This is a genomic window from Allorhizocola rhizosphaerae, from assembly GCF_003426775.1.
Taxonomy (GTDB): Bacteria; Actinomycetota; Actinomycetes; order Mycobacteriales; family Micromonosporaceae; genus Allorhizocola; species Allorhizocola rhizosphaerae.
Genome location: NZ_QJUG01000047.1, coordinates 21,824 through 45,725 on the forward strand (window position 1 = coordinate 21,824; position 23,902 = coordinate 45,725).

At 69.3% G+C, this 23,902-nt stretch carries 18 protein-coding genes; 4 read left to right on the top strand and 14 right to left on the bottom strand.

The genetic code is table 11. From position 1 onward, the window contains the following. Positions 1-11: 11 nt before the first annotated feature. Entirely contained in the window at positions 12-2,855 is a 2,844-nt protein-coding gene (locus DM816_RS12555; protein ID WP_117210387.1) for a beta-N-acetylglucosaminidase domain-containing protein, read from the top strand. A 94-nt stretch (positions 2,856-2,949) separates the two neighbouring features. Here the strand turns inward: DM816_RS12555 and DM816_RS12560 are convergent, their stop codons facing one another. The 9 genes from DM816_RS12560 to DM816_RS12600 all read right to left on the bottom strand — a co-directional run bounded on the left by DM816_RS12560 (position 2,950) and on the right by DM816_RS12600 (position 12,346). Beyond that, the gene (locus DM816_RS12560) at positions 2,950-3,429 is read right to left on the bottom strand and encodes a hypothetical protein (RefSeq protein WP_117210388.1); all 480 of its coding nucleotides are present in this window, start codon (positions 3,427-3,429) and stop codon (positions 2,950-2,952) included. Beyond that, entirely contained in the window at positions 3,426-3,836 is a 411-nt protein-coding gene (locus tag DM816_RS12565) for a chymotrypsin family serine protease (RefSeq protein ID WP_117210389.1), read from the bottom strand. The genes DM816_RS12560 and DM816_RS12565 overlap by 4 nt, the downstream gene beginning before the upstream one ends. Before the next feature lie 136 nt (positions 3,837-3,972). Continuing rightward, entirely contained in the window at positions 3,973-4,551 is a 579-nt protein-coding gene (locus tag DM816_RS12570) for a GNAT family N-acetyltransferase (RefSeq protein WP_117210390.1), read from the bottom strand. Next, positions 4,548-5,972, bottom strand: a complete 1,425-nt coding sequence (locus DM816_RS12575; protein ID WP_117210391.1) for an ABC transporter ATP-binding protein — start codon at positions 5,970-5,972, stop codon at positions 4,548-4,550. Before DM816_RS12575 ends, DM816_RS12570 begins: the two co-directional genes overlap by 4 nt. Then, positions 5,969-6,745, bottom strand: a complete 777-nt coding sequence (locus DM816_RS12580; RefSeq protein ID WP_117210392.1) for an ABC transporter permease subunit — start codon at positions 6,743-6,745, stop codon at positions 5,969-5,971. Before DM816_RS12580 ends, DM816_RS12575 begins: the two co-directional genes overlap by 4 nt. Next, the gene (locus DM816_RS12585) at positions 6,742-7,692 is read right to left on the bottom strand and encodes an ABC transporter permease (protein WP_117210393.1); all 951 of its coding nucleotides are present in this window, start codon (positions 7,690-7,692) and stop codon (positions 6,742-6,744) included. The genes DM816_RS12580 and DM816_RS12585 overlap by 4 nt, the downstream gene beginning before the upstream one ends. Beyond that, positions 7,680-9,230 (bottom strand): ABC transporter substrate-binding protein, encoded by a 1,551-nt coding sequence (locus tag DM816_RS12590; RefSeq protein WP_211588667.1) that lies wholly within the window; start codon positions 9,228-9,230, stop codon positions 7,680-7,682. Before DM816_RS12590 ends, DM816_RS12585 begins: the two co-directional genes overlap by 13 nt. Before the next feature lie 20 nt (positions 9,231-9,250). Continuing rightward, the gene (locus tag DM816_RS12595; protein WP_246001915.1) at positions 9,251-10,462 is read right to left on the bottom strand and encodes an MFS transporter; all 1,212 of its coding nucleotides are present in this window, start codon (positions 10,460-10,462) and stop codon (positions 9,251-9,253) included. Positions 10,463-10,912: 450 nt separating this feature from the next. Continuing rightward, complete coding sequence (locus DM816_RS12600; protein ID WP_117210395.1) at positions 10,913-12,346, bottom strand: serine/threonine protein kinase; 1,434 nt, start codon at positions 12,344-12,346, stop codon at positions 10,913-10,915. 90 nt (positions 12,347-12,436) lie between these two features. Between DM816_RS12600 and eccD the strand changes: the two genes are divergently transcribed. Next, positions 12,437-13,804, top strand: coding sequence for a type VII secretion integral membrane protein EccD (gene eccD / locus DM816_RS12605; protein ID WP_117210396.1), 1,368 nt, complete (start codon positions 12,437-12,439; stop codon positions 13,802-13,804). Position 13,805: 1 nt separating this feature from the next. Then, a complete protein-coding gene (eccB, locus tag DM816_RS12610; protein ID WP_117210397.1) occupies positions 13,806-15,227 on the top strand; it encodes a type VII secretion protein EccB in 1,422 nt (473 codons plus the stop codon). Between the two features lie 141 nt (positions 15,228-15,368). On the opposite strand, the gene DM816_RS12615 is transcribed toward eccB, so the two are convergent. After that, the gene (locus tag DM816_RS12615) at positions 15,369-15,692 is read right to left on the bottom strand and encodes a hypothetical protein (protein WP_117210398.1); all 324 of its coding nucleotides are present in this window, start codon (positions 15,690-15,692) and stop codon (positions 15,369-15,371) included. Between the two features lie 21 nt (positions 15,693-15,713). Further along, positions 15,714-16,094: a hypothetical protein gene (locus DM816_RS12620; RefSeq protein WP_117210399.1), complete on the bottom strand. Its 381-nt coding sequence runs from the start codon at positions 16,092-16,094 to the stop codon at positions 15,714-15,716. A gap of 170 nt (positions 16,095-16,264) precedes the next feature. Here DM816_RS12620 and DM816_RS12625 point away from each other — a divergent pair, with 170 nt between their 5' ends. After that, a complete protein-coding gene (locus DM816_RS12625; RefSeq protein WP_246001916.1) occupies positions 16,265-18,991 on the top strand; it encodes an ATP-binding protein in 2,727 nt (908 codons plus the stop codon). 519 nt (positions 18,992-19,510) lie between these two features. Here DM816_RS12625 and DM816_RS12630 read toward each other — a convergent pair. The 3 genes from DM816_RS12630 to eccCb form a co-directional block, all read right to left on the bottom strand. Continuing rightward, positions 19,511-20,764 carry a hypothetical protein gene (locus DM816_RS12630; protein ID WP_117210401.1) on the bottom strand — a complete coding sequence of 418 codons (1,254 nt, stop codon included), beginning with the start codon at positions 20,762-20,764 and terminating at the stop codon, positions 19,511-19,513. Then, the gene (locus tag DM816_RS12635) at positions 20,764-21,078 is read right to left on the bottom strand and encodes a hypothetical protein (RefSeq protein WP_117210402.1); all 315 of its coding nucleotides are present in this window, start codon (positions 21,076-21,078) and stop codon (positions 20,764-20,766) included. Before DM816_RS12635 ends, DM816_RS12630 begins: the two co-directional genes overlap by 1 nt. A 46-nt stretch (positions 21,079-21,124) precedes the next feature. Further along, positions 21,125-23,902 (bottom strand): type VII secretion protein EccCb (gene eccCb, locus DM816_RS12640; protein ID WP_117210407.1); only part of this gene is annotated, 2,778 nt, incomplete at its 5' end.

Consider the following 23,902-nt stretch of genomic DNA (forward strand, 5'->3'; position numbering starts at 1 on the left):
GCGGAGGAAAGATGATCCCTCGTCGTGTCTTACCCGTCCTCGTTGTGGCGCTCGTGGTCGCGGCCGGCCTGCCGGCAAACGCCGCCCCGCCACCGCCGCCGTCCGCGAGCGAACCGCTGCCGGTCGTCACCCCCACGCCCCAGTCGATGAGCCGGTTCTCCACCGGATTCACTGTCAGCACCGACGCGCTCACCGGTGCAGTGCACCGGGCGGGCGTCGAGCGTTCCCGTCCCGCCAAGGGATCGGGCGTCACCGTCCACATCGGTCAGTCCGCCGAGCCGGTCCTGCGCAAGTGGGGCGTGAAAGGCCCGCAGGGCCTGCCTGCCGGTGGTTATGTGCTCGCCATCGGCAAGCACGGCTCCAGCCCCACGATAGCGATGTCCGGCGTGGACGAGGCCGGAACGTTCTATGCCGCGCAGACCCTGCGTCAGCTTGTGCGGCACCGAGACGGCACGGCGACGCTGCCCGGCGTGGTGATCCAGGACTACCCGGCGTTCGCCTGGCGCGGCGGCATGGAATCGTTCTACGGCAATCCGTGGCCGCAGGCGGACTTGTTGCGGCACTTGGACTTTTTGGGCCAGCACAGGATGAACGCCTTCCAGTACACGGTGAGCGGTGACCCGCGCACGTCCGGCACGCTGTGGCGCTCGCCGTACCCGCCGAACGAACTGCAAAACTTCGCCCAGGCGATCGCTCGGGCCAAGGCCAATCACGTGGAGTTCATCTACCGCGTCAACCCGGAGGCCAACGTCTCCCCCGACCACGGCATCTGCCACGCGCTGCGGTCCGATCTGGACGCTCTCGTGGCGCGCTATCAACAGATGTACGACATCGGCGAGCGGGTCTTCTCCATCGGCTGGGACGACGTGCGCGGGCGGTTCGTCTGCAACCTGGATCAGCAGGTGTTCGGCGGTGACCCGGTCAGCCCGCTGGCCGCGGCGCAGGCCCACGTGGTCAATCACGTCTACCAGAACTTCATCCGGCCCCGCCCCGACACCAGGCTGCTGACCGTGCCGACCGACTACGCCGGCAACCACATCTCCGCCTACCGGACCCGGTTCGCTCAGCTGATCCCCGCCGACGTCACCATGTTCTGGACCGGCCCGCAGGTCGTCTCCCCCACCATCACCGCCAACGACCTCGCCCAGGCGCAACAGGCGTTCGGCGGGCGCCGTCTGCTCATCTTCGACAACTACCCCGTCAACGACTTCGCGCCGACGCACCAGCACCTTGGGCCGCTCGTCGGTCGCGACCCGGCTTTGGCCGCGTCGGCGGTGGGTTTCCTGGCCAACGAGATGCAGGAGGCCGAGGCGTCGCTGATCTCGTTGTTCACGGTGTCGGAGTATGCCTGGAACCCCTCGGCATATCAGCCGCAGGAATCGTGGACCAGGTCGCTTCGCGAGTTTGGTGGGGCGGCGTATGAAGCGCTGCGCGCCTATGCGGAGCACTCGCTTTACTCGCCCCTGCATCCGCAGGGGGCTCCGTCGGTACAAAATAGGATTCTTCAATTCCGCGATGCCTGGCGCAACGGCGGCGACCTTGGCGCTGTCGGAGATGCGATTCTGGCGGAGGTGGCTCGCGCCCGCAGCGCCCCGGCGCAGCTGCGCGCGACACTGCACAACCCATCGTTCCTTCAGGTGAGCGAGCCCTGGCTGGTGACGCTGGAACACCGCGCGGCTGCCGCCCAGGCGGCGGTGCACGCGCTGCGCGCTCAAGCGGCCGGTGATCTGGCGACCTATCGTGCGCAACGGCGGGCGATGCGGCAGTCGCTCGCGAGCGCGGGCGGGACAGGCAAGATTGTTGCCGCCGGGGTTTACGAGCCCCTGTTCGATCTGGTTTCCGGCGCGCGCGGCTCGACGGTTGTGCGGCATGACAGTGACGCGATGTCGGTGTTTTCGCGCGGGTCCAACGGACATTTGCAAACGTCGTGGCAGACCTCGGCGGGCAGTGGCTGGAACGGATTCACCAGCATCACCGGCATCACCATGCTGGGCCGTCCGGAAGTCGTCGTGCGGCGCAACGGCGCGATGACGGCGGTCGTGCGCGGCAGCGACAACCGGCTGTGGACCAACCGCCAGGCCACTCCGGGTGGCACGTGGCAGGGTTGGGTGAAGATGAGCGATGCCGCCGTCGGTGGCGACCCCACCGTGGTGCAGGCGGACGATTTCACGCTCAACGTGTTCGTGCGCGGCGCCGATGGCCGCCCGCACACGATTTGGCAGGTGGGCAGCGGCTGGAGTGCGCTGACCGCGCTGCCGGGAGTGTCGATGGTGGGCAGGCCCGCCGTCGTCGTGGGACTCAACGGCACGATGAGCGCTTATGTGCGCGGCACCGACAATCGTGTGTGGACATCGTGGCAGAGCAGTCCCGGCAGCGGCTGGAGCGGCTGGGCCAGTCTCGGCGGTTCGGCGGCCGACAGCCCGACCGTGGTGATGAACGACAACGGAGCGCTCAGCGCGTTCATCCGCGGCAATGACGGGCTGCTGCACACGTCGTGGCAGTCGGCCGAGGGCAGCAACTGGTCCGGGTTCACCGTCATCCTCCCCGGCCAGACCTTCACCGGCACGCCGGAAATCCTGGTCAACAACGCCGGAGCCATGTCGGCCTACCTGCGCGGGACCGACAACCGCGTCTGGACCGCGTGGCAGAACCAGGCCGGAGGCTCCTGGTCCGGCTGGTCGGCGATCACCGAAGCGGCGGTCGCCGCGAGCAGCCCGCAGATAATCGATTCGGCCACGGGCGCGGCAAGCATCTTCGTGCTCAACGGCAGCGGCAACATGCTCACCTCATGGCAGACGTCGTTCGGCTCCAACTGGACCGGCTACGCCAACCTCGGCGGCAGCCTGACCCCCTGACAGTATCGCTTGTGGACGGTCGCTCTCGCGGCCGTCCACAAGCGGCGTTGCAGTCCTTCGGTCTCGGTTGCCGACGCGCGCTGCGCTGTCGACCTCACTCTAGGACCGGCCAGACGACGACTTTGACCTCGCCGACCTCGCTTGGCTGAGAGCCGTTGACGGTCAACCGGAAAGCAAGCTCGCCTTTCGGCAGATCGCTTCGCGGAATCGACCACCCGAAGGTCTTGGTGACCGCGTCGGCCTTGCAGTTGTCGGTCGGTCGTTCGACGGCGACTTCGGCGACTTGGGCGGCTCTCTCGAGCCGCACACCGGCCGCCTTCGCGGGACATCCCGTTGAACCCGTCGCGCTCGCCACGACGACTATCTGCGTCGCGTAGTCGGCCGAAAGCCGCGCGGCGTCAATGCCGAACTCCTGCGAGACCGGCTGGACCTCGCCGGAATCGGTGATAACGCGAAGCCGGGAGCCCGGTCCACCAGGCAGATCAAACGCCAACACCCCCACCTGCTCGGCGCCGCTAGCGCATCCGGTCGACAGGGCGGCCAGGACAAGCAGACAGGCGGCGAGGCGTCTCATCCAGTCACCGTCGCCACGGACCAGCGGCTGTGCAGCACATGTATCGGCGTGTACCAAGCCAGATCGCCGCCCGACCCGTCGATGATGCCGACGGCGAGCGCTCCCCCGGATCCCGGACGATACACCGGCCCGCCCGAGTCGCCGCCTTGGACGCCGCTCTTGGTGGGGTCGCTACTGCGCGTCTGGTTGAGGTGGCATGTGCGCACTCCAGCACTATATGTGTGGCAGACGTTCTCCACTTCGAGATAAGTGTTGCAATATGGACCGCTCACCGAGCCGTTGACGCAGACATAATTGCCCACCTGCGGATAAAAGTTTCCGCGGACCTGCAGCGCGCTTGAACTCGTCGGCGCCCCGCTGTACATGTATGTTCCGTAGGACGGTCCGCCGATCAATACCGTTGTCATAGCCGTAGGTGTCATCGACTGCGGATGTCTGGCCGACGGTGTTGCCGTTGTTAGTCCAAACCGTCCCCGTCGCACCGCAGTGTCCTGACGTGAGCATGTATCGCGTCAGGCTGCCGCTATCAACGACGCCCTCAGACTAAACCGCCGAGTGCGCATTGGGCGTGTCGGCGCGGGAAACACCGTTTCCTGCACCGTCCTCCGGCGACGACTCCGAGCGGATCGGCATGCTGCAGTGCAACGTGTGGCCGTCGGTGTGGATCGGTTCGGCAATGGAGCGCCAGAACGGTTCGGCTCCGCGGACCCGGGTGTCGGTGTGCAGGTAGATGGCGTCGTAGCCGGGCGTTTGCGCCACGAACTCGCACGCCATGATGACCAGTTGGCGCGCCAGCCCGTGGCGGCGGTGGTCTGGGCGAACGTACACGCGGAATAGTTGTGCTGTCGTGCCGGACGGGTATTTTTCGGCGAGCCATCGTGGGTGGGGCGGGTGGTTGGGGCCGACGGCTCGCACGCCGGTGGTCGCGACGATCTGTCCATTGTGGACGGCGACAAGCAGGGTGTGTCTTGGCGGCTCCAGATATGCACCATGAAGGTCGATGACGTCGTGGTGCCAGTGTGGCACATAGCCGTAGCCGAAGTCCCGGTAGAACGTGTCCAGCATGACGCTGCGGGCGCCGGTCAGGTCGGCCTCCCGCGCGGTGCGTACCTCGTAGGTCATCGAGCATCCTCCATCGTTTCCGCGAGCACGGCGTCCACCGGCCCGTATCGGGTGAGCCGTCCATCGGCCACAACGGCAACGGTGTCCGCGACGGCGGACACGAGGCCAAGGTCGTGTGTGATGAGCACCAACGTGCCGGGCAGGCCGGCCAGCAGTGCCACCGAAGCGTTGCGGGTCACCGTGTCCAAAGCGGACGTGACCTCGTCGCACACGAGCACCTCCGGTTCGGCCAGCAGCGCGCGGGCCAGGGCGGCGCGTTGGAGCTCACCACCGGAGAGGCCGGCCGGCATCCGTGAGGCGGTGTCGCTGCCCACGCCAAGCCGCCCCAGCGTGGCGTCGGCATGTGCCCGAGCCTCATCGGATGCCATGCCGCGCAACCGGATCGCCGTGCGGGCCACTTGATCGCGGACAGTCCGGCGCGGATCGAACGCGGCCCGTGCGTCTTGGAAAACGTACTGGATGGCGCGGCGCTGCGCGAGGCTCCTGCCGCCCAGATGCGCGGCCAGCCGCTCGCCGCGCAACCGGATCGTCCCGGCCGCTGGTTCATGCAGTCCGGCCAGGCATCGGGCGAGCGTGGTCTTGCCCGAACCGGATGCGCCGACCACGGCCAACCGGCTCCCGCCCGGTACCGCAAAAGAAATGTCTTGAATCACGGGTTGGCGATAGCCTGCCGTCAGGCCCTCCACCTCAAGCACCGGCTCCGCGGCAGCAAGGGAACCGCCGGCCCGCGGATGCTGCTCGGCCGCAAGCAACTGCCGGGTGTAGGCGTGCGATGGCGCATGCAGCACCCGCGCCGCCGGGCCGCTCTCACACACCTGACCGTCGCGCAGCACCACGACGTCGTCGGCAAGCCGGCGGGCGGCGCCAAGGTCGTGCGTCGCGATCACGATGGCCAGACCACGCCGGGCGAGGGCGGCGATTTCGCCTATCACCGCATCGCGCGTGAGCGGATCGAGCCCCGTCGTCGGTTCGTCGAGCATCAATGCGCTCGGCCCGCCCGCGAGCGCCTCGGCCAACACCAGCCGCTGCTGCTGCCCGCCCGAGAATTGATGCGGGTACCGGCGAAGCTCCCGCCACGTCAACGGAATCCGCGCGCTGTCGAGCGCCTGTGCGACCGCATCCCGCGCCGGCCGCCCAGCAGCACGGGCGAACTCACGCAACACCGCGCCGACGCGACGAGCCGGATTCAGAGCGGCGGCGGGGTTTTGCTGCACATAGCCGATGCGCCCGGCGACCCGGGCCGTGCCGGTGAGCCGCACCCCGGGACGGGCCTCTCCCAACAGCGCGAGCCCGATCGTGGTCTTGCCGCTGCCTGACTCACCGATCAGCGCGAGCACCCGCCCCGGCCCGACCGTGAAGGAAACCTCGCGCACCAATGCGGTTTCGCCCGCGTACGCGCACAACTGCCGCACCTCGATCACCGCCGCCTCCGGGTCAAATCGTCGGCGAGCAGGTTGACGCCGAGGGTGAACGCCACGATGAGCGCGGCCGGCACGAGCACCGCCCACGGCTGCAACAACAATCCCGCGCGGTTGCGGTCGACCAGCACAGCCCAGTCGGCGGCGTCGGGTGGCAGCCCGACGCCCAAAAAGTTGGCGGCGCCCACCAGATACACCGAGGTTGTCATGCGGGTCCCGGCGTCGGCCAACAACGGCCGCACAATGCACCGCCCGACGTATCCAATGTGGACCGCCCACCAGGACTCGCCCTGCAGCACCATGGCTTCCGCCGCCGGATGACGCGCGGCGTCCAGCGCCGCCGTCCGCACGAGCCGAGCCACCGCCGGGGCGGTGACGACCGTGACGACGACCACGATGATGCCGGCGTTCCGCCCGGCCGACGCCGCCACCAACAGCAGCACCAGCAGCGCGGGCACGGCCAGCAGCACGTCGAGCGGGCGCATCAGCGTCTCGTCCATCCATCGGCGGCGTGTGCCCGCGGCAAGCAAACCCACCAGCGTGCCGATGCCATATGCAGCAACCGTCGCAGCGGCCGCTAGCGCCAATGTGGACAGTCCACCCCGCAGCACAAGGCCGAGCACGTCGCGCCCAAGCCCATCGGTGCCGAGCGGATAGCCCGGCCCGAACGCATACGCCGGGCCGCGCCGAGCATTGGTAAACCCGGCGAGCACCGGCCCGAAAACGGCCACGGCGAGCGGGATCCCGGTCAGGGTCACGGCGACCGCGCGCCTCATGCCACTCCCGCCCTCGGCGCCAGCCGGAACGCAATCACGTCGGCGGTCAGGTTGGCCAGCACCGCGACCGCGGCGACCATCACCGTGACTCCTTGCACCACCGGCACATCACGCGCCGCAACCGCCTCGACAAGCACCGCCGACAGCCCGGGGATCGCAAAAATCGCCTCCACGACAATGATTCCGCCGACGAGCCAGTCCACCGTGCGGGCCAGCTGCTGCACGGCCGGCGCGGCCGCATTGGGCAGCGCATGCCCAAGCAGCACACGCCATCGCGGCAACCCGTGCCGCCGGGCGTGCGCCACATAGTCGCTCGCAAGCGCGTCGATCATCGCGCCTCGAAGCGTGCGCACCGGAGCGGCCGCACTGCGCGCGAGCAGCACCACCACCGGAAGCACGAGCAACGCCGGATCCTCCAGCAGCCCACCACCGACCGCCGTGGCAGGCAGCAACCCCAGCCATAGCGCGAAGACCGCGATGAGCAGGACCGCCAAGGCGAACTCCGGCACGCAGTGCAGCGCAACGGTTGTCGAGCTGACCGCGCGGTCGAACCAGCCGCCCGCCCGGACCGCCGCGCACACTCCCAACGCGACGGTCAACGGCACCAGCACCGCCAGGGTCACCAAGGCGAGCACCGTCGTCGGCCCGGCCGCCGTCCCCAGGAGCGAGACCACCGGCCGCCCCGAACGCAGTGACGCGCCAAGGTCTCCGGTGACCAGACCGCCCAGCCAGTCGCCGTAACGCTGCCACACCGGCCGGTCCAAGCCGAACTGTTGCCGCAGCGCCGCGATGCGCGCCGGATCGGGGTCGTCGCCCGCGGCCGCCACCGCCGCATCACCGGGCAAAGCCTCCAGGAACGCGAACACCAGCGTCGCCACGGCCAGGATCTGCAGCAGGCCGACGCCGGCTCGCCGCAGCCCGTAACCGGCCAGGGTCACGCCAGCCACACCCGCTCGAACCGGGCCCAGTCAAGCGTGTTCGGCGGCGCCTGGCCCACACCGTGCACTTTGGACGATGTGCCGACGATCCAGTCGGCGAAGCCCCACACCAACAGCCCGCACCGCTCGTGCAGCTGGGTCTGCATGTCGCGGTAGACGGCCGTGCGGGCGGCCTCGTCCACGGACGCCTGCGCCTTCTGATACAGGCCGTCGAACTCCGCCGAGCCCCAGCGGGTCACATTCTGCGGGGAGGTGGTCAGCAGCCGCGTGGCGATGTGGCTGTGGATCGGCATGGAGCCGGAGCGGTACGACGCCATGCTCCCGCCGGTCAGCGTGTCCCGCCAGAACGTGTCCTTGTTGCCCATGCTGACCTCGACGGCCACACCGGCTTTGCGTGCCTGCTCGGCGAAGATGGTGGCCGCGTCGACCAGCCCGGCACCGGCGTGCGCCGTCTGCAACTGCACCTTGAGCCCTTCGGCTCCCGCCTGGCGCAGCAACGCCTTCGCCCGGTCGAGGTCCGGGGTGCGCTGCGGGAGGTCGGCGTAGTACTGATAACCCTTGCCGAACAGGTCGTTGCCCACCTCGCCCATGCCCGACAGCACGGTGTTGACCAGCTCCTGCCGGTCGGCGATGAGCCGGAACGCGGCCCGCACCTCGGGCTTGTCGAACGGTGGCCGGTCCAGCTTCATGGCGAAGGCGTGCATCGCCGAGCCCGGCGCGCGCACGATGCGCACCCGCGCGTCCGCGGCGTAGGTGCGGGCGCTGGTGGTCGCGAGGTCGTGCGCGTAGTCGATCTGCCCGCCGACGAGTGCGTTGACCCGCGCGGTCTCCTCGTTGACCGGGATGAACTCCACCTCGTCCAGCCACGCGGGCTGGTCCCAGTATCCATCGAATCGCGTGAGCAGCAACGGCTTTCCCGGCTCGAAGGAGGAGAACCGGAACGGCCCCGAGCCGACCGGGCGGGTGAAGTCGGTGGCGTCGCGAGGGACGATCCAGGTGCCGAAAGCGGCGGTCGCCGAAGGGAATTCGGCGCTGGCCGTCTTCAAGACGAATTCTATGGTACGGCCATCGACCGCGCGGCACGCGCCGAGATCGATGGCCGCGAGCTGGATGGCGGCGCGCCGGTTGGCGGGGTCGGCCATGATGCGGGCATAGCTTGCCAGCACGTCCTCGGCGGTGACCGGCCTGCCATCGTGGAAGTCGGCCTGGCGCAAGGTGACCCGCCACCGCGTGGCGTCGGCGTTGGGCTCGAACCTCTCGGCGAGCCGCGGCTGCACCGACATGTCCGCGCCAAAATCGGCCAGCTTGTCATACAAGGCCTTGGAGCGCGCACCGTCGACGAAAAGGTTGGCCGCGTGCGGGTCGAGCGTCTCCTTCGCACCGGCGGTCTGAAACGCGGCGCGCAGCCTGCCGCCCCGGCGCGGAGACGCTGTGGCGTCAGGAGTCGCGCCCGGTGCGCTCGTCGCGCCGGAACCGCATCCGGCGAGCAGGGCGGCGCCCGCGAGCCCGGTCAGCAGGCGGCGGCGTGAGGTGGTGACTGAGGACATCGGTGTTGGTGCCTTTCTGTTCATTGAAGAGCGCGCATACGGATGACTGCCAGTGCGGAAAGCAACCCGGCGAGAATCAAGGGCATAAAAGCCATGTGGGGGTACGCGTTACGCGCGCCGAGATCCCAGAGCCAACCGGTTGCGGCCGAGCCAAGCGTGGCCGCGACTCCGGAAGCCAGATAAAACGCGCCGTAGTAGGTGCCGGGCAGGTCGCGATGGGCGAACGCGGGCACGAGCTGCATCACGAACGGATGTGCTATCTGATAACCGATGCTGAGCACGAGCACGCACACCACCACCGCGACCGGATGCCCCGACAGCGCGGGTGCCACGAAGGCCAAGCCCATCACGGCAAGCCCGGCGGCGATCGACCGTTTCGGGCTCCAGCGGGACTCGCACCAGGCCGTGATGCGCACTTGCCCGGCGATGCCGACGAGCGTGGCGAGCGCGAACACGACACCGGCTGCCCAGGGTCGGCCCGTCGCCTGCTCGGCCGCGAGCGGTACCACCAAATAAAGCTGGGAGTAAAGGGCGAAGATGGCCGCCGTCGCGAGCGTGAATCCCACAAACGCCCGGTTGGCCAGCACGCCGCGCCAGTCCTGCCAGACCGTAGCGGTTTGTTGATTGGCGACGGGGCGTGCCGGAAGTGCAAGCAGCTGCGACAGGGTGAGCACGGCGAACACCGCGGCCGCGCTCACCGCGACGACCCGGAAGCCGAGGCCCGCCGCGAGCAGTCCCGCGCCGAGCAGCGGACCCGAAAGCGCACCCGCGTTGGCGTAAACGTTGAACCTGGCAAACGCTTCCGCCCGCCGCGCGGGCTCCGTTTCGGCCGCCACATAGGCCCGCACGGCCGGGTTGAACAGCGCACCGGCCAGGCCGGTCAGCACCGCCGCCGACAACAGTCCGACGGTCCCCTCCACGACGGCGAACAGTCCAAACCCGACAGTGCGCAAAGCACAGCCGGCGATGATGACCGGGCGGGGGCCCAGCCGGTCGGCCGCGGTCCCACCGACCAGGAACAGCCCCTGCTGGCTCAACGTCCGCGCGCCGAGCACCAACCCGATCGTTGCGGCCGCGAGGCCCAGGCCGCCAAGGTGGCCCGCCAGATACGGCACCAGCAGATAGAAGCCGAGGTTGACCCCGAACTGGTTGAGCAGCAGCAGGCGCAACGGCAGACCCACACCGGCGGCGCCGGCTACCCGACGCCCGGCGACCGACACCACGCCACCCACCGCAACCCAACACCCCTCTCATAGAACCGCAGGTCACGCTAATGCAAACGGGAGTCATTTTCAACTAGCGTGTTGATCGCCACACAGGACGTGTCCTTCGTCCGGCGTTTACGTTGCGGTTGTTGAGGCGAGGCGTTGCCGACGTCCGGGTGTCATGCCATCGGCACGCTTGAGCTATGGACCTGACCCTCAGGAAACCGCCGCGAGCGACTTCACGACGCTCACCAGCGTGGGCTACTTCGTGTCGCTGTCGGGTGCCGCGCTGACCGTCACCATCCCAAACCGCGTGGGATATCTGCCCGCGTCCGTGGCGGCGACCACCAGTGTCACCGCGGCGGCTGCCCACGGCCGGACGAGTCATCCGCTGCCTGCACGAGGACCCCCCGAAGCTGGGATCCATCCGGTCGGGAAGGCAGTGATTTCCTCGACGAGGAGCAGGACGCGGTACGGCTATTTCCGGCAGACCGCGCCGCGCACGCCCTTGGGCGGGGTCTCGTGCACCTGGTTGCTATCGGTTGCCTGGATCAGGAAACAGTACTTGCGCACCGGATCGACCGGGACCGTCATCGTGGTGTTGCGGTGCGCGAACAGGTAGCGGTTCGGCTCACCCTCGCCCGCGACGACCACCAGGTAATCAAGGGTCCGGTCGCTGGTCCAGTTCAGCACCACCTGATCGCCACGATCAATCGGATCGGCCAACTCCAGGCGAACGGCGGCGACGCTCCCGGGAACTGCCGCTGACGCCGGAGGCGGCGGCATGCGGGGAGTCGTGTGCAGCTCGTCGGGGTCGCCCTGCGCCCGCAGCACGAGCGTGGCGGCGACGGCAAGCAAAGCGAGCACACCACCACCGGCGAGCGCGTAGCGAATCCACGGGGGGCGCCGCTGCGGTCGTGCCGCGGGTTCGATGGCGACCGGAGGCCCGGTGCGCACATCGGGCGGTGGCTCGGGCGAGGCGAGGCCGAATTCGTCGAGGGCATCCGGGCTCTGCCCGTCGGCGCGGGCTTCCACCGGTACCACATCAAAATCATCTTGGGACGGTGAGGCGCTCGGCTGCTGCGGGAGGAGGTCGGCCAGGCGCTCGGCCACCCAGGAGGCGTCCGGCGGACGGTTTGCGGGATCGGCCTCCATCAGCTTGCCGATCACCGCCGAAAGCTCAGCCGGGACACCGGGCAGGTCGAGGGCGGGGGCCGGACCGGCGAGCACACGCAGCACGCGCTCCCCCGGTTGTTCGCCCAACTCGCGAGGATGCGGCGAGCTTCCCGTCAGCGCGAGATGCAACACCGCTCCCAGGCCATAGAGGTCGGCATGTTCGTCGACGGTCCCCGCACGCAGCGTCTCCGGTGACACGAACTCGATGGCGTGCAACGGATCGCGGGGAAACACCTCGCGCAGGTGCACCCCGAAGTCCGCCAGGATCGGCTCGCCGGACGCACGGAACAGGACGTTGGCGGGACTCAATCCACCGTGGACGATCCCGGCGTCATGCGCGGCGGCGAGGGCGCTGGCCAGTGCGTAACCCAGGACCACCACATCATCCGGGGGCAGGGCACCGGCGCGCTCGACGAGAGCCGCCAGCGATTGGGCGCAAAGCTCCATCCGCAGGGCGTGCCGCCCGTCTTCCATCCGCTCGATGCCGTCGATGAGCAGGATCCGCGCCGGTGGCACCAGGCCGCGCAGCAACGCCAGCTCGCGCTCGACCGCCGTGAGCGTCCGGCGGTCGAACCTCGCCGGATAAACCTTCAGCGCCGTGGGTCTGTCCACATGCGACACCGCGTAGACGGTGGCGACCGGACCGTGAGCCAACAGGGCCAGCCGCTCACTGGACCCGGGCGTTGTCCCGCCCATGTCCGCTACCTGCCGCACCTGTTCCTCCAGCATGCTCATTCGGCGATCGTAGGGGCGGCCCCGGGCCTCGGGGCCGGCGTCGGCACGTTGCTGCCGCCACCGTCAAAACTATCTTCAGGAAAGAGCAGCATGAACACCACAGGGCTGGTTCGCCTCACGATCGCGGCGCCGGGACGCCGGATCGACCTCGCCCTGCCCGACCGCGCGCCGCTCGCCGAAATTCTGCCCGGTCTGCTGCGGCAGGCGGGCGAACATCTCGCCGACAGCGGGGTGAACAACGGTGGATGGGCGCTGCACCGGGCGGACGGGTCCGTGCTGGAGCCGGAGCGGACGCTGGCCGCACACCGCGTGCTGGACGGCGAGATCCTGCACCTGATGCCGGCCGGAACCGACTGGCCCGAGCTGGAGTACGACGATCTGGTGGACGCGATCGCCGCCGGGTCGACCCGCGCGGGCAGCGCTTGGGGGCCACGCCATACTCGGTGGGCCGGTCTGGCCACGGGAGTGGTGGCCCTTGTGGCGACTCTGCTCGCCATTGTCCGTGCCGGACCGCCGTGGCCGTGGCCGGCCCTGTGCGCGCTCGGGGTCGCGGTGCTCGTGCTTGCGGGCGGGATGGTGCTGGCTCGGGCCGTCGGCGACTCCGCGGCCGGTGCCGTGCTGGGCGCGTCCGCGCTGCCGTTCGCGTTCGTCGGGGGTGGACTGTTGTGGGCCGACGGTCGGGCGCTCGCCGAGCTCGGTGCGCCGCACCTGCTGGCGGCCGGGACGGCGCTGCTGCTCGCGGCGATCGCCGGCCTGCCCGGCGTGGTCGACCGGGCAGCGATATTCGTGACCGCCGCGACGATCGGGCTGCTCGCCATGCTCGGGGCGTGGCTGCGCACCACCGAGGCACTGGACGGGCACGAAGCGGCCGCCATCGTCGCGGGCGCTGGGCTGGCGTTCTCGCCACTGCTCGCGCCGCTGTCGATCCGGCTGGCGCGGGTACCCATGCCGGTGCTCCCCCGCGGCACGGCCGATCTGTTGCGCGACAATCCACAACCGCCGCGCTCAGCGGTGTACGCGGCGGTCGTGCGGGCGGACGGACTGCTCACCGGGATGCTGGCCGGGCTGGCCGTCGCGGTAGTGGTGTGCCAGGCGCTGCTGGTCCACAGTGGAGGCGCCGCCGCGCTGGTCCTGGTCGGTGTGCTGACCGTCGGGTTCCTGTTACGGGCCCGGCTGTACCCGATTTTCGTGCAGCGGTTCGCGTTGCTGGCTGCCGGCGGATCGGGCGCGTTCTGCTTGGCCGTGGACCACGCGAACCCGTTGTCATTGGCTGTGCCGGTGCTGGTGGCTGTCGGCGCGCTCGGTGCGCTGGCCGGTCTGTGGTACAGCCGTCACCGTGCGAGCCCTTACCTCGGTCGCGCGGCGGAGTTGCTGGAGGTGGTTGTGGTGCTGGCGATCGTGCCTGTGGTCTGCGCTGTGCTGGGCCTGTACGGGTACGTGCGCGGGCTGGGCGGCTGACGTGGCCACCAAACGCGACCAGCTGCAGGCGCATCAGTTCCTGGTGCAGCGCGCGGTTTCCGCGCTTGTGACCCGCGAGACCGATCCCGAGCAGCCCCCGTTTCGCAGGCCCACCACGTTCGCGTTCGTCGGGATTGGACTCGCGCTGATCTCGCTCGTGGCGACCGGCGTCTATGGACTCATCTCGCCCGGCGGGGACAGGACCTGGCGCGACGGCAAGTCGGTCATCGTGGAGCGTGAGACCGGCACGCGATACGTCTACCTCAACGGCAAACTGCACCCCGTCGAAAACTACGCCTCGGCCCTGCTCGCGCTCGGGCAGCACTCCGGCACCGCCCGGATCTCGCGCAACTCGCTGGCCGGTGTGCCCAGGGGGCCACGGATCGGCATCCGGGACGCGCCGGACGCGCTCGCCGACCGACGCCGCTTGCTCAGCGGTGGTTGGACGCTGTGCTCCAAACCGGCCACGGACGTCACGGGCGCCACGGTCTATCGGTCGGCGCTGCTTGTCGGCCAGGAACCGGCCGCTGGCCTCGAACTCGGCGCGCGGGGAATGCTGGTGCATGTCCCCGGGACGACCGAAAACTTCTTGATTTTCAATGGGTACCGGCATCGGGTCAGCGAGGCCGACGCAGTCACGGTCGGCCTGGCGTTGCGGCCTGCGCCCGTGTTTCCGGTCGCCGCAGCGGTCGTCGAGATGGTGCCGCTCGGCAAGCCGATCGGCCCGATCGCCGTGCCGGACGCGGGCAAGCCGTCGACCGCGGTGCCCAGCCGGCCGGATCTGCGCGCGGGTCAGCTCCTCGTGATGACTACCCCCGGCGGGGCGGTGCAACACTTCCTCGCCGAGACCGACCGGCTGCGGCCGATCACCAGCCTGCAATTCGACGTCCAGCTCGCCTATCAGCCGACCACCGCCGCATATGACGGCCGCGAGCCGTTCGGCATGCCGCTGAGCCCGCTCGCGGCGGCCGAGGCGAAGCAGGAGCAGGCGCCGCCCGCCGTGCCCGACAACCCGCCGGCGACCCGCCCGGAGTTCGCCGACGGCCCCGGCGCAAACGTCGTGTGCCTGACCTTCGATCCCGGCTCGTTCACCCCCCGGCTGAGGGCGAATCCGGCACTGCCGCCGGATGACGCGATGATGGCCACGCCGCGCCGGACGGACGGTGGTGTCGCGCTGGCCGACCAGATTTTGGTGCCGCCCGGCACGGGCGCGGTCATCGAGGTGATGTCGAGCTCGAACGCCGACGTGGGGACCCTCGCGGTCGTGACCGACCTCGGCAAGGCCTATCCGTTGGCCGGACCGGATGTGCTCGGAGTTCTCGGCTACGCGGATTTCCGGCCGGTCCGCATGCCCGCCTCGTTGGTGGCGAGGCTCCCGCACGGACCGGGATTGGACCCGGACGCCGCCATGCGGCAGTGGTAAACGTGTCCCAGGGGTCGCCTGGTCCTTGGTGGACAAGCGGGCGTCCTCAGCGGACACACGATCGGGGTTGGACCCGAGGGCTTGCCAACCCTCGAATCCACCCCGATCACGGCGAAACCCCGAGTGGTCGCGCCGACAACCCTAGACGAGCACGTACAGCACCCACGTGCCGCTGTAGTCGGAGAAGTAGCAGTTCCAGTCCTTCCAGTACCCCCGGACCTGGCCGAAGGCACCGGCGACCAAACACATCCATTCGCTGCTGTACTCGCCCGCACGTTGCCACGCTTGAGGTTCGACGGGCAGGCCGGCGGGACGGCCGGCCGTCACTGCCACGGTGGCGGTAGTTGCGGCGGCGGTAGTTGCGATGGCGGCGGTTGTCGTGCTGGCGTTCGCCGGCGCGGCGAACCACGCGGGTGCGATGACCAGCGCCAGGGACACCAGCGCGGTCACGATGGCTTTGCGCATGCGTACCTCCTCGGATCGGGCCTAGAATGAAGATCGCTTGTATATGCCGTAGTACTGACGGGTCTCGTGGTACTCGCAGTACGCCTTGGACCAGCCACCAAACTTCGAATTCAGCCAAACCCCTCCTGTCCGCTCGATGTACGCCGGCGCACGGTTTGGGGCAAAACAATTGACGTACGCAATGTAGAAGTAGTTCGCGTGCGGTGACGTGGTGCGGCAGTCGCCCCAATGGAAAGCGGCGTTTTGGTTCGAGACCGACGTCAGGATCCGGCAGCTGTCGACCGCATGGGCGGGTTCGGCCGCGACGAGCGCACCCCCGATGGTAACGCCGACCGCGACGAGACCAGTCGCGAGCCGTCGGACCAGCGATCGGGTCCGGTGTTGCGTTGCCAGTTGTCTCATTGAGCCTCCCTCGTTGGCGAGTTGGTCATGGCATCGACCGTCGCACATGTGGCGCAGGCGCAAGGATTTCCCATACGATTCCGTACGCCAGTCCTTCGAGTTCCGAGGACTGTGGCCACGTCGCTCCACGGGGGAATTGATCAATGGTGGCTGAGAGAGCGAGCTCCGTGATGGGCTCTCTTCCGGATCCAGGCGGAGCGCGCACACTCGACGAGTTTGTCGAGAAGCTGCGATCACTGCGCGTATGGGCCGGCAGCCCGTCATACGACGCAATCAAAGAGCGCGTCAACGCCTCCTGGGCGGAAGCCGGTCGCCCAAGCGGGGAGCTGACGAAGAAGGCGACGGTGGTGGACTGTTTCAAGACGGGCCGGCGGCGGCTGAACACAGATCTTGTGGTTGCGGTGGTGCAGGCGCTACATGCTGACGTGGGATACATAACGCAGTGGCGGCAAGCGCTGCGGGTCATCGGCGGCGAGATCGAGGCGGCAGCGCAGGTCCGGGTCCAGGACACCCTGCCGCCGGACCTGGCCGTCTTCACCGGCCGCACACCGGAACTCGACCAACTGCGCCAAGCGCTACACCACACGCAGCATGACGGCGAGGCGGTGGTGATCTCGGCGATTGAGGGGATGGCCGGGGTTGGGAAGACCCAACTGGCCGTCCATGCCGGGCATCTGCTCGCCCGGGAGAGGCAGTTGGACCGGGTGTTGTTTGTCAACCTGCGCGGGTTCCATCCCGATCCCACCCAGCCGCCGGCCGACCCGGCCGCCGTCCTGGACGGCTTCCTGCGCCTACTCGGGGTACCAGGCCAGCAGATCCCCCACGACCTGGCCGCTCGCACCGCCGCCTACCGCCGGCGTCTCGCGGGCACCCATGCCCTGGTCGTCTTGGACAACGCCGCCGACGCCGAACAGGTCCGGCCGCTTCTTGCGGGTACGCCGGGATCTCTGACGCTGGTCACGAGCCGGCGCAGCCTGACCGATCTACAGCCGGCGACACGTCTGTCCGTGGACGTGTTCACACCCGAGGAGGCCATCGACTTCCTCACCCGGGCCGTACCCGAGGTCGCCGTCGGCGCGGATCCGCACGCCGCGGCCCGCATCGCTGACCGCTGCGGCTACCTACCGTTGGCCCTCAGCCTGGTGGCGGGGCACGTCCGCAGCACACCGGGGTGGACGTTGACCGATCACGCCGACCGGCTCGACGAATGCCACCACCACCGCCGGCTGGACAGCGGCGTGCAACTCGCCCTCGACCTGTCCTACCAGCGTCTGCCCACGGACCGGCAACGCCTGCTGCGGCTGGTGGCCCTGCACCCCGGCCAAGACTTCGACGTTTATGCCGCCGCCGCCCTGACCGCCGCCGACCTGACCACCACCGGGGATCGGCTGCACGACCTGTGCAGCGATCACCTGCTGCAGCAGGCCGCCCCCGGCAGATACAGCTTCCATGACCTGGTTCGCGCTTACGCCATGGACCGAGCCGTTGACCAGGACCGCCCGCCAGAGCGCCGTGCGGCGCTGACTGGCCTGTTTGACTTCTATCTGGCCACCGCAGCGACCGCCATGGACGTGGTCTACCCGCATGAGCGGCAGCGTCGCGCCACGGTCCAACCTGCCCGCACCGCTACACCCGAACTGTCCGAAAAGGACCGGGCCGACCGGTGGTTGGATGCCGAGCTGGCCAACCTGCTCGCCGCCGCACAACATGCTGCCGCACATGGCTGGCCCGAACACACCTGGCAGCTGTCAGCCATCCTCGACCGGCATCTGCTGACTCGTAGCCGATACCGTGATGCGCAAACGCTGCACCGGCGCGGCCTGCACCTCGCCCGTCACCTCGGCAACCAGCCCGCCGAGATGAACGCGCTCAACGGCCTCGGCTACGTCGACCGGATCCTAGGCCGTTACGAGCAGGCGGCCAGCCACTTCGGGAGAGCGCTGCACATCGCCCAGGACATCGGCGACCGTAACGGCGAACTGCAATCACTCTCCGGTTTCGGCCACGTCCGGTGGATGTTGGGCCGCCACGAGCAGGCCGGCGATCACTACGAGCGGGCTTTGCAGATCGCTCAGGACATCGGCGACCGCGTCGGCGAGGTGAACGCGCTGAACGGTCTCGGCTACGTCCACCGCAGCCTTGGCCGTTACGAGCAGGCCACCGGCCACTTCACGCAGGCGTTTCACATCGCCCAGGACATCGGCGACCGCGTCGGCGACCTAGACGCGCTGAACGGTCTCGGCCACGTGCACCGGATGTTGGGCCGCTACGAGCAGGCCACCGGCCACTTCACGCAGGCGCTGCACGTCGCCCAGGACATCGGCGACCGCGCTGGCGAACGGCACGCGCTGAACGGTCTCGGCCACGTCCACCAGATGCTGGGCCGCTACGACCAGGCCCGGGACCACTTCGAACGGGTGTTGCGGATCGCCCAGGACCTCGGCGACCGCAACGGTGAACTGCATGCACTGAACGGTATCGGCCGTGTCCTCCGGACGCAGGGCTGCCATGCGCAGGCCGTCAACCGTTACCAGCGGCTGTTCGACCTCGCCCAGGAGCTTGGCAACAGCAACTGGCAGTACGAAGCCCTACAAGGCCTTGGCCGCCTGCATCACGCCACCGGCCGCCCCGACCTCGCACTTGTCCACCATCAGCAGGCGCTACAGCTTGCGACCGACCTGGCCCAACCCGCAGATCAAGCCCGTGCCCTCGACGGCCTCGCCCAAGCCCACCACACCCTCAACCACCACGACCAGGCCCGCCGACACTGGCAACACGCCCTGGGCATCCTCACCAGCCTCGGCACCGACCGCACCGAGGAGCCTGAGGCCAGTGTGCCCAACATCCACGCCCACCTCACCAACCTCGACCAACAGCCACCGACCTCCACGGTCTGAAACGCTAAGAACCGTCCGAGAGGGGATCGGGGCAGACTGCCTAATGGGTAGGCGCATAGGTCGCGGCCGTGCCGTGGCACCGGCGGTCCAGCGGTGCCGGGCGTGGGCACCGTTGGCCGGTGCCCACGCTTACTCGGTCATTTGAGGCTCAGCAGCATCGGGTGACAGGGCCGAGGGCATTGTAGACTATCGATCGACTGGCAACGATCTGCACGCGGGTCCTGAATCACGATCTCACCCGTGATGCCGAGCACCCGCAAAAGACCGAGAACCTCGAATCGCATGGCATTGATCTTAGCCTGAATCCGTAGACGGGGAGGTCGCTTGTCTATATTGGACAGTCCGGAGATGTAGTGAGGGGCCGTTTATGGCGACCAAACTGAGCGCTTGGCTGGCGTAAACCCCGGGGTCATCGCCCTTTCACGGCACCAGAGCGCTAACGCCCAGCGGTGCTTCCCTGAGCGGAAATCGGCTGCCCACTTTCTCTAGTGGGCAACCGACACTGTCCATGCAGGACGGTCAGGGCACCGGGCGTTCCGCGCGGATTGCCGTGGGGGCCTGGCTGATCTGCCACAGCTCATCGTCGAGCAGCGGCACGGTGTTGTCCGTTTCCCGTACGCGGCGTGCGGGCCGCGCCGGCCTCTCGGTACGAGCCGCTTTGCCTTGCAGGGCAGGCGGAAGGCCGGGCGTCGAGGTGGGCTTGGCGCCTCGGCCGGGGACCGGGCGCTGCGCGGTGCCGGGGCCGGGCACGCCGGCCGAACCGCCCGCGCCCATGCCGCCCATCATCGGCGCCATCGGCGGTACGAGACCCGTCGTGGGTGTGCCGCCCGGTCGTGCCGTGAGGGGAGCCGACGCGGCGGCCGGGGGCGAACCATTCGTCTTCTGGATGGCGTCGGCCAGAATCGGGACCGCCGCTCGGGCAATGGGTTTGGGCCCGAGGTTCACGCTGCCGCCATGGCGACCGCCGCCTCCCGCCACGCCTACCGGCGGGATGAACGGTAGGCCGCCGACCGGCGGCCCGGCCGGGATCGGCTGCGCCGGTTGCGGAAGCGGAAGGTGCGGGCTCGGCGGCAGGGCACCGCCGCCCTGCAGGGTCGGGTCGCCTGCCAGGTCCGGTTGGCTTGCCCCGCCCATGCCGGCGCCCGCGGATGCCTGTGGACCCGACGCCGCGGAAGCCGCACTGGGGCCACCGCCGGCACCGGTTGACGCCATGGCGGTCTGCCCGCCGCCACCACCGGCTGCACCGCCACCCGAACCGCCCCTCGGACCGCTCCATTGTGGACTGCCGCTTGCGACCTGGTTCAGCGACCGGCCCACCCGCTCGAAGAGCTCGGCGAGCTGATTCATCGCGGCACCCGACTTCTTCTGCAGCGCAAGGATCTGGTCGATCACCGAAATCCCGTTGGTGTGCATCGCCACGAGCCGCAGGTATTGCTGGTGTGCCTCGCGGACGGTCCGCACGGTCTGCGGGATCAGCGCCGCGAGCTCCTGAAGCAGCTGCGGCACCCGCGATCCGGTGATGTTGCTTGACCACAGCCCGACCTCGCCCGCGCTGCGCTGGGCCCCATCGGCGAACGTGCCGCCAGCCGAGTCCTGCCAGTAGCCGCGCGCATCCTGCGCCTGGCCCTGCAGCGACGCGGCCGCGGCGGACAGCTGTTCGGCGGCCGTGCGCCAGTTCGCCGACGCGGTCGTCAGCGCGCCCGCGAGCGGCTCGATCGGGGTGATCAGCTGGTACTGCTGCGGTATCGGCACTGTGGTGTAGTCGATGGCCATCAGGCGAGGTCCTTCCCTATTGCACCCGGCGTGTTCGCCGCGCCGGCGACCGCCGCCGCTCCCGTGTTGTCCCCGCTCAGGTAGTCGTGCGCGGAGCCGTCCGCGATGGCCGTGTAGGCGGCGTAGCCCTGCCTCGCGTCGCTGACGAACTTCTGCAGCAGGGCCTCCGCCTGGCTCTTGGCGGCCAGGAATGCGGCGGCCTCAACCATCCCGCCCTGGCCCTGGCTCTGGCCCGTGATGCTCACGTTCGGCGGCGTAGCGTTGAACGCCCGCATCTGGCTGGTTTCCCCGTGCAGACCGTCTGTGCCTGCCATGCCCGTCCTCCCTTTCTCGTGTGGCGAATTCGGTTGTCCACAAAGGTCATTCGCGCGGCGGCAGCCAGGCCGACTGCAGGAGCCTCGGCGAGTCCCGGCGGTGGATCAGACGCCCGCGTCCGGGCGGCAGCGGCTCGGGTTTCAGCCCGCCGAGCAGCGGGCCCTCATCCTTGTCTCCGGAGAACATCAGGCCGGGCGATCCCACGTCGCGCAACCGCGCGATGAACGGCTCGAACATGGCACGGCCCGCGCCGCCCGTGCGCCGGGCCAACACCACGTGCAGGCCGATGTCCCTGCCCTGGGCCAGATACTCCATCAACGGCAGGAAGGGATTGTCCATCGAGCTGGCGACCAGGTCATAGTCGTCGATGAGGACATACAGCTCCGGCCCTTTCCACCAACTCCGCTTGCGCAACTGTTCGGGCGTGACGCCCTCCCCCGGCAGCCGCTCCGCCATGGCACGCGCGGCCTCGGCCATCAGCCGGGTCGTGGTGGCGCGGTCGGTGCCATAGCCGAGAAGGTGCTCGGACTCGATCTCGCCGAGCAAACCGCGACGGTGGTCGATGAGGATCACGCGCGCCTGGCTCGGGTCGTTGCTGTCCACGATGCGGCGCGCCAGCAGCCGCAGGAAGGCGGTCTTGCCCGCGTTGGCGTCGCCTAGCAACAGGAAGTGCGCGTCGGTGGTGAAGTCGATCCGCACGGGCGCGAGGTCCTGTTCGGCGATGCCGATCGCGAAGCGGTGGCCGCCCGGCTCATCGCGCGGCGGCAGGGTCTCGTAGGGCAGGAGCGCCGGCAGCAGCCGCACACTGGGAGCCGGTTCTCCTTGCCACGCCTCGGAAACGGCGGCCACCATCGCGGCGACTCCGTCGGGCAGGTCCTCGGGCGTGTTCCGTCCGTCGATGCGCGGCAAGGCCATCAGCAACTGGTGTTTCGTCGTCGCGATCCCCCGGCCGGGCGCGTGCTCCGGCACGTTCGACGCGCTCACCCGGTCCACCATCGTGTCGATCGGATCACCGAGGCGCAGCTCGATCCGGCTGCCGAACAGGTCCCGCACGTTGGGCCGCATGTCGAACGCGCGCGAACACGTGGCAATCACGTGCACGCCGTAGGAGAGCCCACGGGCAGCGATCGCGCCCACGACATCGGCGAGGTCGTCGAACTCCTTGGACAGGGTCTGCCATCCGTCCACGACAAGGAACACGTCGCCGTACGGGTCGTCGGTGATCGTGCCGTCGGCGCGTGCCGCGCGATAGGCGGCCATGCCGTCGATGTCGTGTTCGGCGAAACGGCGTTCCCGCTCGGCCAGTACGGCCGCGACCTCGGCCACGGTGCGCCGCACCGCGCCCACGTTTTGCCGGCCCGTGACCCCGCCGACGTGCGGCAGTCCACGGATCGAACCCAGCGTGCCGCCGCCGAAGTCCAGGCAGTAGAACTGAACCTCCCGCGGCGTGTGCGTGAGTGCCAGGCTGGCGATGAACGCGCGCACCGCGGTGCTCTTGCCGCTACGCGGCGCGCCCACCACGAGCACATGCCCGGCGGCCCCGGACAGGTCGCACACCAACGGGTCGCGGCGCTGGTCCAGCGGCCGGTCGACCAGCCCGACGACGGCTCGCAGCGAACCGGACAGGCGCGCATCGAGCAGCTGGTCCAATGTGGGCGGTTCGGCGAGGGGCGGCAGCCACACCTGATGCGCCGGCGTCCCGCGCTCGGCGAGCCGGTCCACGAGGATGTCCAGCAGGCTCTCGCCGATGTCGTCGTCGGAGTCGTCCGCCTCCACCGGTTGGGCCTCGTCCCTGACGCGGGGCGCGACGTAGGCGGTGGAGTACTGCTGGGGCTCAAGCCGCTCCATTGTGGACGATCGGCGCGGCTGCCCATCCGCTGCCCGGTGCACTCCCGACACGTAAGCCGACCTAAAACGGATCATGGGCTCGTCGCCGTACCGCAAAAATCCATGGCCTGGCGCCCGAGGGAGGGTGAACGCGTCGCTGACGCCGAGCACCACCCGGCTGTCCATATCGGAGAAGGTACGCAGCCCGATCCGGTAGGACAGGTGAGCGTCCAGCCCGCGCAGCCGGCCCTCCTCCAGCCGCTGGCTGGCCAGCAGCAGGTGCACGCCGAGCGACCGGCCCACCCGGCCGATCTGCACGAACATGTCGATGAAGTCGGGCCGGGCGGTGAGCAGCTCACTGAACTCGTCGCAGACCACGAGCAGGGTCGGCACCTCGGCCAGCGGCGCGCCCGCCGCACGGGCCTTTTCGTAGTCGCGCAACGAGGAGAAGTTTCCCGCCGCGCGCAGCAGCTCCTGCCGCCGGATCAGCTCGCCGTTGAGCGCCTCGGTCATCCGGTCCACCAACGGAAGCTCGTCGGCCAGATTGGTGATCACCGCGCTGGTGTGCGGCAGCCGGTCCAATCTGGTGAAGGTCGCGCCGCCCTTGAAGTCGATGAGCGCGAAGTTGAGCATGTTGGGCGGGTGCGTGATGGCCAGCGCCAGCACCAGCGTGCGCAGCAGTTCGCTCTTTCCGGATCCGGTGGCGCCGATGAGCAGGCCGTGCGGGCCCATGCCGTCCTGCGCCGACTCCTTGAGGTCAAGCTCGACCGGTGTGCCGTCCGGGCAGATCCCGAACCGCACCCGCAACCGGTCTCGGGTGGGCCGTTGCACCCACGTGTCGGCGGGATCGAACGCGAACGGGTCCCCCAGGTCGAGCAGCTCGGCCAGGCCCAGGTCGCTGGTCAACGGCTGCTCGCCGCGCGTGCCCGCGGTGAGCCGCAGCGGCGCCAGCTGGCGGGCCAGCGCCTCGGCCGCGGCCACCGGCAGTTCGTCGGC

Excerpts from the sequence above, each read along its gene's own strand:
- DM816_RS12555 (WP_117210387.1), top strand. The coding sequence starts at position 12 with ATGATCCCTCGTCGTGTCTTACCCGTCCTCGTTGTGGCGCTCGTGGTC.
- DM816_RS12560 (WP_117210388.1), bottom strand. The coding sequence starts at position 3,429 with ATGAGACGCCTCGCCGCCTGTCTGCTTGTCCTGGCCGCCCTGTCGACC.
- DM816_RS12565 (WP_117210389.1), bottom strand. The coding sequence starts at position 3,836 with ATGACAACGGTATTGATCGGCGGACCGTCCTACGGAACATACATGTAC.
- DM816_RS12570 (WP_117210390.1), bottom strand. The coding sequence starts at position 4,551 with ATGACCTACGAGGTACGCACCGCGCGGGAGGCCGACCTGACCGGCGCC.
- DM816_RS12580 (WP_117210392.1), bottom strand. The coding sequence starts at position 6,745 with ATGAGGCGCGCGGTCGCCGTGACCCTGACCGGGATCCCGCTCGCCGTG.
- DM816_RS12590 (WP_211588667.1), bottom strand. The coding sequence starts at position 9,230 with ATGTCCTCAGTCACCACCTCACGCCGCCGCCTGCTGACCGGGCTCGCG.
- DM816_RS12600 (WP_117210395.1), bottom strand. The coding sequence starts at position 12,346 with ATGAGCATGCTGGAGGAACAGGTGCGGCAGGTAGCGGACATGGGCGGG.
- eccD (WP_117210396.1), top strand. The coding sequence starts at position 12,437 with ATGAACACCACAGGGCTGGTTCGCCTCACGATCGCGGCGCCGGGACGC.
- DM816_RS12615 (WP_117210398.1), bottom strand. The coding sequence starts at position 15,692 with ATGCGCAAAGCCATCGTGACCGCGCTGGTGTCCCTGGCGCTGGTCATC.
- DM816_RS12620 (WP_117210399.1), bottom strand. The coding sequence starts at position 16,094 with ATGAGACAACTGGCAACGCAACACCGGACCCGATCGCTGGTCCGACGG.
- DM816_RS12625 (WP_246001916.1), top strand. The coding sequence starts at position 16,265 with ATGGGCTCTCTTCCGGATCCAGGCGGAGCGCGCACACTCGACGAGTTT.
- DM816_RS12630 (WP_117210401.1), bottom strand. The coding sequence starts at position 20,764 with ATGGCCATCGACTACACCACAGTGCCGATACCGCAGCAGTACCAGCTG.
- DM816_RS12635 (WP_117210402.1), bottom strand. The coding sequence starts at position 21,078 with ATGGCAGGCACAGACGGTCTGCACGGGGAAACCAGCCAGATGCGGGCG.